Source organism: Buchananella hordeovulneris, assembly GCF_001907235.1.
Taxonomy (GTDB): domain Bacteria; phylum Actinomycetota; class Actinomycetes; order Actinomycetales; family Actinomycetaceae; genus Buchananella; species Buchananella hordeovulneris.
The window spans coordinates 355,258-365,692 of record NZ_MQVS01000001.1; the positions used below are offsets into that span (position 1 = coordinate 355,258).

Below are 10,435 nucleotides of genomic sequence, written 5' to 3' on the forward strand. Positions count from 1 at the left end.
GGCCAATGCGTATCGCCACCGTCAACGTCAACGGCATCCGCGCGGCCTACAAGCGCGGCATGGAAACCTGGCTGACCACCTCGGCCCCCGACGTGCTGCTTTTGCAGGAAGTGCGCGCCCCGCTGGGCACCGTTGCCGCCCACCTCGGGGACGGCTGGCACGTCGCCGAGGACGTCTGCCGCATCAAGGGACGGGCCGGGGTGGCAGTGGCCAGCCGGGTTGCGCCCCTCGCCACCCGCAGCGGGGCCTACCCCGATGAGGTAGACGTCGACACCGGGCGGTGGGTGGAAGTTGACTTACCCGGCCCAGAGCGGCCCCTCACGGTGGTATCCACCTACCTGCACTCCGGGACGGTCGGCACCGAAAAAATGGACCAGAAGTACGCGCACCTCGCCAAGGTTGGCCAACGGCTCGCCGAACTGGCGGCGCAGGCAGCCGCCGGGGAGCGCGACGTCGTCGTGGGGGGCGACTACAACGTGGTGTTGGGCGCCGACGACATCAAGAACTGGAAGGGCAACCACAACAAAACCGCGGGGGCGCTGGATGATGAGATCGCCCATCTGCTGCGGTGGCGCGACAAGTTGGGCTACGCCGACGTCGTGCGCCTTCTGGTCCCGAGCGGGCCGGGCCCCTACACGTGGTGGTCCTGGCGCGGGCAGGCGTTCGACAACAATGCCGGTTGGCGCATTGACCACCAGTTTGTTACCCCGCGCCTGGCCGCCGCCGCCACCGCCGCGGAGGTGGAGCGGGCCGCCAGCTACGCCGAGCGCTTCTCTGACCATGCCCCCCTCGTGGTGACCTACCAGTTGTGAGGCTGCGGGGCACCCCCCGGCCGGGGGCGCCCCGCGGTGTCAGTAGCGAATCGCGTCGATGGGTTTGACGCGCACGGCGATCCACGCCGGGATAATCCCGGCCAACGCCCCGACCAAGGTCGCGGCCGCCAGTCCCGCCACCGCCGCGGAGACCGGGAAAGGTGGAAAGTCCTCCACGACGACTTGCAAGCGGGCGAAGGGAATATAGCGGAACGTGCCGATGATTACCGCCACTCCCACCACTCCGGCCACAAAGGTGGCCAGCACCGACTCCAAAAGAATGGAGAAGAATACTCGCCCGGAGGTGGCTCCCAGGGCGCGGCGAATGCCGATCTCGTGAATGCGGGCCCGCACCGTCACCACCGCGATATTGATCAGTGACAGTGCCCCCAGTGCCAGGACCACCACCCCAAGACCGGAGACGATCTTGATCATCTGGCTGTGGTTGTCCTCCACGAGCATTCCCTCGGAAGGAATAGGCATTACGGAATTTTTGCCGGTGACGGCCTCAATAACCTCGGGGATCGCCTGGCGCCCCGCCGCTTCCTTTTCCGGCGGTAGCCAGACCTCCAGCATTGTCTGAGAGTTTTCGTTCTCCTGTTTTATCTTCACCTTGTCAAACGAGGAGCGCAGCATATAGATCGACGGGGGTTCGTACTCCTGCGGCGGGGTGATGCCCACCACGACGGCCTTAGTTTCGGCGCCGCCCGACAGTCGCAGCGTGATAGGACCGCTTTTATCCAGCGCGTCGATTTCTGCGGCCAAAGAATGAGAGATGATCACCGCAGGCGCCAGGCGTTCTGCGTCCTGTTGGGTGAACCAGCGTCCCTCGTGCAGCTTTACGCGGTGGATCGGACCGTAATTAAGGTCGACGACTTTTGCTTGCAGCGGCATCAGGCCGCGCGGCACCCGGGCCTTAATGTCGGACACGTCCAGCACCACCGAGTAGTAGCGCACTGCGAACCGTTGCATGGCGTCGTCAATGGCCTTGAGCGTCTGCTCGCGGGTGGCGGGGGGCCGCTGGCCGCCGGTCTCCTCGGCTGCCATGCCCCCATCGGGGGTGATTTGGGTCGACAGGCCGGGTGTGACGAACATCTGCACGGTCCCGGGCCGCCCCGCATACCGCTCGATCGTCTCGGTTTGGGCCTGGGCCACGACCCGCCCGAACGCTATGACGCCCGCCATCACCGCCACCGCCACGGCCACCCCGATTAGCGACAACAGCACGCGCACGCGGGAAATGCGCACCTGGATCCAAGCCTCCGTTAACGAGCCGAGCAGCCCGATCATATTGTCACCTCGGGGCTGGGCAGCAGGCCGGGGCCTGCGGGAGCACTGGCGGCCAGGGCGGAAGAAACCTGTTGCCGGGCGGGAGCGCCCGCGGTCAAAGAGATGGGGGTCAAGACGCCGTCTCCCAAGGAATAGTGCGTGTGGGCGCGCGCCGCGATCGCCGGGTCGTGGGTGATGACCAGCAGCGCGGCGTTGCTGGCCGCCGCCGCCTCTTCCATCATGTTCATCACGTGGGTGCCGGTCTCCACATCCAGCGCGCCCGTCGGCTCGTCCGCCAAGATCACGCGCGGGTGCCGCACCAACGCCCGGGCCAAGGCCACGCGCTGCTGCTCCCCGCCGGAGAGCTGATCGAGCCGGGACTCCAGGCGCTCTCCCAACCCCATCTTTTGCAAGAGCTCAATCGCGCGCCGTCGGCGGGTGAAAAATGCTGCGTCGGTGGCGTACAGCAGGGGGGCCGCCACGTTATCAATGACCCCCAGCCCCGGCAGCAAGTTGAAGGATTGGAAGACGAACCCGAAGTTCCTGCCGCGGGTGCGGGCCCGGCGCTGGTCGCTCCACCGGGTCGTGTCCTGCCCCGCGAAGGTGTAGTTGCCCGCGGTGGGGGCATCCAGCAGCCCCAGGATGTTGAGCAGGGTCGACTTGCCGGTCCCGGAGCGGCCGACGATGGCAACATGTTCGCCTGCTTCCACCCGCAGGTTTATGTCGCGCAGGATTTCCAGCCGTTCCCCGGTGGGCAGCGTGAAAGTGCGGTTAATGCCCGCTAGATCTAGCAGCGGCATTACTGCCCCTCGGAGTCAAGGGGGGCGTCGCTGTCGGCGGGGTCAGCCGGGGCCTCCTCCTTGGAGCCTTCCCCTTCCTCGGTTCCCAGCCCGTCCAGGTTGGCAAACGGATCCAGCTCCTTTTCCTGGCCGGGAATGAATTCGAGAATCTCGTCCCCAGCCTGCAAACCCGACTTGACTTCCACCATGAAACCGTCGGAAAGCCCTAGCGAAACCTGGGTGCGCTGCGGTTCCTGCCCGGGCACTATCTTCCACACCGCCCCAGATTCGTAGTCGCCCTTTACCGCCGTCGTCGGCACCAGGAGTACCCCGCTGGCGTCGCCCATGTGCATCGCCATCTTGGCCGCCATGCCCGGGTAGACGGTGATTTCCCCGGGTACCCCGCAAGAAATGGTGGCAGAGGCCGCTTGGCCCGACGCATTGTCCCCCGGCGCGGGAGGAGCCCCAGCACCGCCGGGGGCCGGGGCGGGCGCGGGGGCAGGTGCCTGCCTCTCCTCAGAGGGGCTGGCGATCTTCAGGTCGTGGCAGTCAAACGGCGCGGGGCCGGGAGTGACGGTGATGGTGGCAGATTCCGGAACCGCCGTCATGCGGTAGCGCTGTGCGGGGGTGAGGCTGGCCTGAATCGAGAGGGTGCCCGGCGAAATGGAGCCCGCGCTGGCGCCGATGCTCAATTCCTGCCCCTCCAATACCGAGAATTTTACCTTCCCGTTGGCGTTGGCGTAGATCGTGCCGTAAACGGTGCGGGTTTGGCCGGGCACAGAGGTGGCATTACCTTCTTCGTCGCGCTGCTCGGAGGGCTCAGTTGTCTCCTCGCGGGTGACGGTAATTAAGGGGGCGCCCACCTCCACGTAGTCGCCTTCCGATACCTCGAAACGGGCCACCTTGCCCGCCGCTGTTGCCTTAATTTCGGTGGCAGGATCCACTACCACGGACCCGTCCAGGGTGAGGTCTTGGGAGATGTCACCCACATTGGCCACTACCGTGGTTGGCGAAAAGTCTGCCCACGGTTCCTTCGCCTTTTCTCCATCTGGTGAGTTGAAGAAGGCTAACTTCACTAAGGCGACGGCTATAACTGCCGCCATTAGCAACCGAAGAATTGGCATGATAAGTCGCTGCATCCAGGCCTCCCGGGATAGTGGTCGGTGGTAGCTTAGTTGTTTGGTAGCGCAGAGCCTCTCCCCTTGCTGGGGGAGATAGGGGGCACTAGATCATCCCTGAGGGGGACGGGAACGGCGGGCGGCCGTCTGCGCTGCAATCGCCGAGTTAGCGCGCTGCACCGAGGTTTTTTCTGCCACTTTGGCGGCAGGCACCAGCCCCAGGCTTTGGCGCAGTTTCTTGGCCCGCGCCTCATGCTGGCGTAGCCGCCACCGCTGCCAAGCCCCTATCAGGCCGCCCCACTTCGGGTTGGGCACGTGTACCGCCGTGGCATCCGCGCGGGGAGAGACGTCCAACTGGCCGGTGACGCTCTGGTGCGGCCACAAGAGGGTGTGCGGGCTGGACAGCGTGACGTAGTTCGGGCGGTCCTTGGCGTGTTCACGCAGGCGGTCGTTCACTTCCGCCGGTCGCGGGGGATTGGCGATCCAGGCGCAGGCGTTGAGGTAGAGGCGGGCCAGCAAGTTCACCCACAAAAGCAAGGCGGCCAGGGCGGCAAATGAGGCCAGCAGCGGGTTCTTCGCGGTCGAACCAATGAGCGAGGTACCCGCTACCCGCAACGCTCCGGAGGCGATGCTGGCCAGCACCAGCCCGTAGAACATGTCGCGGCCCGGGGGGCGCACCGAGGCCGTGACCCGAATCAGGAACCAGAAGACCCCGGCATCCACGACGGCCGCGATCAGCAAAGACGCTACGCGTGTCAGCCACACCGTCGTCTCCCCGGACAAGCCCAAGAACTGGGCGAAGTCGCGCCCAAAGATGGTGGTAGCGGTGGACAATGCCGCAGTCAGGATGGTGCCGAGGGCGAGCGCCAGGAACCCGGTGAAGTCCCGTAGCTTGTCTACCACCGCGTTGGTGGGCACCAGCACGATGCCGAACATGGCACGCGTGGACGCCTTGAGTGCCGCCATTACCCGCATCGCTGCCAGCACCAACACCACGATGGCGATGATGGACGCCACCGATAAGCCGGTGTTCACCACCAAACTATCGGGATTGATGATGCCGTCCTTGCTGGGGGTGCTAACCAGACCGGGCAGCGAGGCGTTGATCGCATCGATGGCTGCCAGTCGCAGGGTCTCGTTGCCGCCCAGTACCCGCATGAACACGGTCCACGCGATCGTGAGCCCCGCCCCGATGGAGAACAAGGCGGCATAGGAGATGCCGCCCGCCAGCAGGGCCCCGTTGGCGGAGCTGTAGCGCATGAGCGCCCGCGACAGGCGGGTGTTCATCCACCAGGCGATTGCAAGCTTGCCGCGCGCGGACACCCCGGGGGTCTGCAACACGGCACGCAAAGAAGGATTGGCGTTTTCCACCCAGCCAGGCTAGGGCCTCGCCCCCCGCTCTGTCGCCTCAAAGCCTGCTCGAGGTGAAGAACGCCTCACGGGCCGACGGGACCGGTGGCGGTTTTTCCCGGCCGCCGCATCGACTAGCGTTACCCTTGCCCGCCAACGATGAAGGGAAATGCAATGTCGCAGCAGGCGTCAGTTCGCCGCACCGCCACCAAGCTCGCCGATGGCCGCGAGTTCTTCTATTTTGATGACAGCCCAGAGTACGTCTCGGGCGAGAAAACTCGTCGTTTGGATGATCCCCGCCCCCTGCCTGACCGTTTCGTCGATGCCCACGGGCAACCGGTGCAGGCCCCCCAGATGCGGCGCGACCCCCTGACCGGCGAGTGGGTGCCGATGGCAACGCACCGCATGAACCGCACGTTCCTGCCTCCGGCCGACGCCAACCCGTTGGCCCCGGCCCGGCCCGGGGCGGACTACTCCGACGGGGAGATTCCGGACACCGATTACGACGTCGTCGTCTTTGAGAATCGTTTCCCCTCCCTGCTGGCCACCCCCACCACCCCGCTGGGCGGGCAGCCGACCCCCCTGGAAGGGGAGGAACTCTTCCTGGCGGCCCCCGCGGCGGGGCGCTGCGAGGTCATCTGCTTCTCGCCCCGCCTGGAGGAGAACCTGGCCAGCGTGGGGGTAAAGCGCATGCGCACCGTGATCGAGGCGTGGGCCGACCGCACCCGTGACCTCTCCCAACTGCCGGGCATCGCGCAGGTTTTCTGCTTTGAAAATCACGGCGCTGACATCGGTGTGACCCTGCACCACCCGCACGGCCAGATCTACGCCTACCCCTACATCACGCCCCGCACGCAGGCCATGCTGCGCCAGGCCACCCCCTACCGGCAGCGCACCGGTCGCAATCTCCTCACCGAGGTACTGGCCGCCGAGCTGCGCTCCGGGCGGCGCATCATTGCCCAGACCGACCACTGGGTGCTCTACGTGCCGGTGGCGGCCCGCTGGCCCGTGGAGATGCACCTGGCGCCGCGGCGCGACGTGGCTGACCTCGCGGAGCTGACCGACGCGGAGAAAGCCGACCTGGCCCCCCTCTACCTGCGGATGTTGCAGGCCGCCAACCGGTTCCACCTAGACGCCGACGGCAACGGCATCGAGCTGAACTACCTGGCCGGGTGGCACCAGGCCCCCGTGGGACAGGGGCGGGAGGACTTGCGGCTGCATCTGCAGTTTTTCTCGTTCCTGCGCAGCCCCGGAAAGCTGAAGTATCTGGCAGGCTCGGAGTCGCAGATGGGGGCCTGGATCTCCGATACCTCCCCCGAGAAGATCGCCGACCGTCTGCGCGAAGTTTTTCTGGACGAAGTGGAGTAACCCAGTGGAAGACTTGACATTCCTGCCCGCCCTGAGCGCCGCCGAGGGCGTGACGGGCGCCAGCGCCCTCTTCGCCACCACGTTTGGGGCGCAACCCGCTGGAGTGTGGGCCGCGCCCGGACGGGTAAACATCATTGGCGAACACGTCGACTACAACGGCGGCGTGTGCCTGCCCATCGCGCTGCCGCACCGCGCCTACATCGCGGTTAGCCCGCGCGCGGACCGACGCATTCGCCTCGTATCCCCCCAGACTGTGCTGGCTGTGGACGAGCTGGACCTCGACGTCATCGGCCCGCGCGGTAGCGCCGGGCAGGTCGACGGCTGGGCCGCCTATCTGGCGGGCGTGGCCTGGGCCCTGGAACAGCAGGGGCACGGCCCGCTGCCCGGGTTCGATGCCGCCCTGTACTCGTGCGTGCCGCTGGGGGCGGGATTGTCGTCGTCGGCCGCTTTGGAATGCGCGATGGCAGTGGCCCTGGACGAACTGGCGCAACTAGGGTTGGCGGGCAGCCAGGAGGGGCGCCTGGAGCTGGTGCGGGCCTGCCGGGCCGCCGAGAACCAGATCGCCGGTGCCAACACGGGGGGCCTGGACCAGTCCGCCTCCCTGCTGTGCACCGCAGGTCACGCCCTGGAACTGGACACGCTTGACGATTCGCTAACCCAGATTCCGTTCGACCTCGCGGCCGATGGCTTGACGCTGCTGGTCATCGACACGCGGGCCCCCCACCAACTGGTGGATGGCCAGTACGCCGAGCGGCGCGCCACCTGCGAGGAGGCGGCCCGGATCCTCGGGGTGGACCTGCTGCGGCGGGTCAAGGAAGTGCAGGACGCCATGCTGCGCCTAGACGACGCCGTGGCCCGCAAGCGGGTGCGCCACGTCGTCACCGAGATCGGCCGGACCCGGGAGTTCATTGACGTGCTCGCCAGCGGCCCGCTCACCGGGGAACGGCTCGCGCACGCCGGGCGGCTGCTTAACGCCTCCCACGACTCCCTGCAACACGACTACGAGGTGTCGTGCCCCGAATTGGACTGTGCCGTGACAGCCGCCCGGGCCGCCGGAGCGCACGGGGCGCGCATGACCGGCGGCGGCTTCGGGGGCAGCGCCATCGCCCTGGTGGACACCGACATGGTGCCTGCGGTGGCGCGGGCCGTGCGGGACGCCGCCGCAGCGGCGGGGCTGGCCGAGCCAGCCTTCATCCTGTCGGTGCCGAGCGCAGCGGCCGAACGGGTCGGCTGATGCTCCACGCCATCATTCCCGCCGGCGGCGCCGGCACGCGACTATGGCCCCTCTCGCGCCAGGCGCACCCGAAATTCCTGCTCGACCTCACGGGCAGCGGCCGCAGCCTGCTGCAGCAGACCTGCGACCGGCTGGATCCCCTGGCGGCCAGCACCACCGTGGTCACCGGGCAGGCCCACGTGGCGGCCGTGCGCGAGCAGTTGGCGGAGGCTGTCGAACTGGTGGCCGAGCCATCCCCCCGCGACTCCATGGCCGCCATCGGCCTGGCCGCCGCCATCTTGGCGGCCCGGCACGGCGATGTCGTGGTCGGTTCATTCGCGGCCGACCACGTGATCCGTGCCGAGGCGGCCTTCCAGGCGGCCGTGCGGCAGGCGATAGCCGGGGCACAGGCGGGCTGGATCGTCACCATCGGCATCACCCCCACCGCGCCCGCCACGGGTTTCGGTTACATCCAGCAGGGTCAGGCGCTCGCGGTGGCGGGGGCCCCCAACCTGCGGCAGGTGGAGGTCTTCACGGAAAAGCCCGCCCCGGAGGTGGCCCAGGCCTTCTTCGCGGCGGGCAGCCACGTGTGGAACGCCGGTATGTTCGTGGCTCGCACCAGCGTGTTGTTGGCGGCGCTGGAGCGCGAACTGCCAGCCCTGGCGGCGGGCCTGACGGAGATCGCCGCCGCGTGGGACACCCCCGAGCGGGAGGAGGTGCTGGCGCGCCTGTGGCCGGGCCTGACCAAGATCGCCATCGATCACGCCATCGCCGAGCCTGCTGCCGCCCGCGGGCAGGTGGCGTGCGTGGCGGCAGAGTTCGGGTGGACCGACGTGGGGGGCTACGACGCCCTGGCCGAGCTGCTGCCCGCCCGCGACGGCGCCCACGTGCTCGGCCACGCCGAAGTGCTGACCCTGGATTCCCCCGGCTCGCTGGTCACCGGGGGGCCGGGCCTCGTGGCGGTCCTGGGGGTGCCGGGGGCGGTGGTGGTGCGCACGGACGACGCGCTGCTGGTGACTACTCGGGCACACGCTGAGCGCGTCAAGGACGTCGTCGGCCAGCTGAAAACCAGCCACCCGACCGCTTTGTGACATATCCCGCGCTCAAGCTGTAAAGCGGGTTACGAAGCGGCAACAGTGCGGGCTGCGGGGCCAACAAGCCCGCGAGACTGGCTTAGACTCGCGGGGAACCTCCCGGCTCTTGCAGCCCGCGTGGCGGCACCCCCAGCCCGGGAATGACGAGAGGAAAAACGTGAAGAACTCCCTAAAGCTCGGCGCGTTGGCACTGGCTGGCAGCATGGTGCTCGCCGCTTGTGGCGCCGCACCGGAAGCCAAGGACAAGGAAACCGCCGCTCCCGGCACCGCCATGGCGTCGGAAGAGGGCACGGACAAGATGGAAGGCGACGGCCAGCCGGTTGCCGACTTCAAGGCGTGCATGGTTTCGGACGAGGGCGGCTTCGACGACCAGTCCTTCAACCAGACCGCGGCCGCTGGTCTTGACCGGGCCGAAAAGGAACTCGGCATCAAGATCAACAAGCTGGAGTCCAGCTCCGAGGCTGACTTCGTGACCAACGTCGAGTCCCTCATTCAGGACGACTGCACTCTCATCGTGGGGGTCGGCTTCAAGCTGGCCGACGCCCTGACCGCGGCCGCTAAGGCCAACCCGAACGTGCACTTCGCGCTGGTGGACTCCGGCTTCGGGGAAGGCGCGGAGAAGAACGGCAAGCCGTTGATCTTCAACACCGCCGAGGCGGCCTTCCTGGCCGGGTACGCGGCGGCCGGCACCACCAAGACCGGTAAGGTCGCCACCTTTGGGGGCGCCCCGATTCCGTCGGTGAAGATCTTCATGGACGGCTACGTGGCCGGGGTGGAGAAGTACAACGCCGACAAGGGCACCGCAGTGCAGGTGCTCGGGTGGGACGTCGCCAAGCAGGACGGCTCCTTCGTCGGTAACTTCTCGGACGTTCCCGCCGGGAAGACCATGACCGAGGGCTTCTTGTCGCAGGGCGCCGACGTCATCATGCCGGTGGCCGGTCCGGTCGGCCACGGCTCGCTGCAGGCCGTGAAGGAGGCCAACAGCGGCGCGAAGGTGATCTGGGTTGACACCGATGGCACCGTCTCGGTGCCGGAGTCCGCCGACTTCATCTTCACCTCGGTGCTGAAGGCGATGGACGTGGCCGTGTACGACACCGTTGCGGCCGCCTCGAAGGGTGAGTTCAAGGCCGAGCCGTACATCGGCACCCTGGCCAACGAGGGTGTGGCGCTGGCCCCCTTCCACAAGTTCGACAGCCAGGTGTCGGCCGAGCTGAAGGCCGAGCTGGAGGCGCTGCGCGCTGACATCGCCTCGGGTAACCTGATCGTCGAGACCAAGAACCAGCCGAAGTAACGGCACGGTGCAGGCCGGGCGGCCAGCCACGGGGAACTCCCGGAGCTGGCCGCCCGGTCGCGTATGGGGGCGGCCCCACGCTCAGCGGCCGCAGGCACGGTATTATCAGGAACCCAACATGGGCGTTGGCCCTGCAACGGC

The 10,435-nt window shown here is 67.5% G+C and carries 9 protein-coding genes; 5 read left to right on the forward strand and 4 right to left on the reverse strand.

Going from position 1 to position 10,435, the window contains the following annotated elements; all coding sequences use genetic code 11:
* Positions 1 to 5: 5 nt before the first annotated feature.
* On the forward strand, positions 6 to 812 hold the full coding sequence (locus BSZ40_RS01675) for an exodeoxyribonuclease III (protein ID WP_073822605.1): 807 nt from the start codon (positions 6 to 8) through the stop codon (positions 810 to 812).
* Positions 813 to 851: 39 nt separating this feature from the next.
* Here the strand turns inward: BSZ40_RS01675 and BSZ40_RS01680 are convergent, their stop codons facing one another.
* From BSZ40_RS01680 to BSZ40_RS01695, 4 genes are all read right to left on the reverse strand, one after another.
* Complete coding sequence (locus BSZ40_RS01680; protein ID WP_073822606.1) at positions 852 to 2,102, reverse strand: ABC transporter permease; 1,251 nt, start codon at positions 2,100 to 2,102, stop codon at positions 852 to 854.
* Positions 2,099 to 2,881 carry an ABC transporter ATP-binding protein gene (locus tag BSZ40_RS01685; RefSeq protein WP_073822607.1) on the reverse strand — a complete coding sequence of 261 codons (783 nt, stop codon included), beginning with the start codon at positions 2,879 to 2,881 and terminating at the stop codon, positions 2,099 to 2,101. The genes BSZ40_RS01680 and BSZ40_RS01685 overlap by 4 nt, the downstream gene beginning before the upstream one ends.
* Positions 2,881 to 3,984: a permuted SH3 domain-containing protein gene (locus BSZ40_RS01690; protein ID WP_158020851.1), complete on the reverse strand. Its 1,104-nt coding sequence runs from the start codon at positions 3,982 to 3,984 to the stop codon at positions 2,881 to 2,883. Before BSZ40_RS01690 ends, BSZ40_RS01685 begins: the two co-directional genes overlap by 1 nt.
* A 105-nt stretch (positions 3,985 to 4,089) precedes the next feature.
* Complete coding sequence (locus BSZ40_RS01695; RefSeq protein ID WP_073822614.1) at positions 4,090 to 5,349, reverse strand: YihY/virulence factor BrkB family protein; 1,260 nt, start codon at positions 5,347 to 5,349, stop codon at positions 4,090 to 4,092.
* Between the two features lie 153 nt (positions 5,350 to 5,502).
* Between BSZ40_RS01695 and galT the strand changes: the two genes are divergently transcribed.
* The 4 genes from galT (at position 5,503) to BSZ40_RS01715 (ending at position 10,294) form a co-directional block, all read left to right on the forward strand.
* The gene (galT, locus tag BSZ40_RS01700) at positions 5,503 to 6,696 is read left to right on the forward strand and encodes a galactose-1-phosphate uridylyltransferase (RefSeq protein WP_073822615.1); all 1,194 of its coding nucleotides are present in this window, start codon (positions 5,503 to 5,505) and stop codon (positions 6,694 to 6,696) included.
* Positions 6,697 to 6,700: 4 nt separating this feature from the next.
* Entirely contained in the window at positions 6,701 to 7,930 is a 1,230-nt protein-coding gene (gene galK, locus BSZ40_RS01705) for a galactokinase (protein ID WP_073822616.1), read from the forward strand.
* Positions 7,930 to 9,000, forward strand: a complete 1,071-nt coding sequence (locus tag BSZ40_RS01710) for a mannose-1-phosphate guanylyltransferase (protein ID WP_073822617.1) — start codon at positions 7,930 to 7,932, stop codon at positions 8,998 to 9,000. Before galK ends, BSZ40_RS01710 begins: the two co-directional genes overlap by 1 nt.
* 160 nt (positions 9,001 to 9,160) lie before the next feature.
* Positions 9,161 to 10,294: a BMP family lipoprotein gene (locus BSZ40_RS01715; RefSeq protein WP_073822623.1), complete on the forward strand. Its 1,134-nt coding sequence runs from the start codon at positions 9,161 to 9,163 to the stop codon at positions 10,292 to 10,294.
* Positions 10,295 to 10,435: the final 141 nt, after the last annotated feature.

Excerpts from the sequence above, each read along its gene's own strand:
- BSZ40_RS01680 (WP_073822606.1), bottom strand. The coding sequence starts at position 2,102 with ATGATCGGGCTGCTCGGCTCGTTAACGGAGGCTTGGATCCAGGTGCGC.
- BSZ40_RS01685 (WP_073822607.1), bottom strand. The coding sequence starts at position 2,881 with ATGCCGCTGCTAGATCTAGCGGGCATTAACCGCACTTTCACGCTGCCC.
- galT (WP_073822615.1), top strand. The coding sequence starts at position 5,503 with ATGTCGCAGCAGGCGTCAGTTCGCCGCACCGCCACCAAGCTCGCCGAT.
- BSZ40_RS01690 (WP_158020851.1), bottom strand. The coding sequence starts at position 3,984 with ATGCCAATTCTTCGGTTGCTAATGGCGGCAGTTATAGCCGTCGCCTTA.
- BSZ40_RS01710 (WP_073822617.1), top strand. The coding sequence starts at position 7,930 with ATGCTCCACGCCATCATTCCCGCCGGCGGCGCCGGCACGCGACTATGG.
- BSZ40_RS01675 (WP_073822605.1), top strand. The coding sequence starts at position 6 with ATGCGTATCGCCACCGTCAACGTCAACGGCATCCGCGCGGCCTACAAG.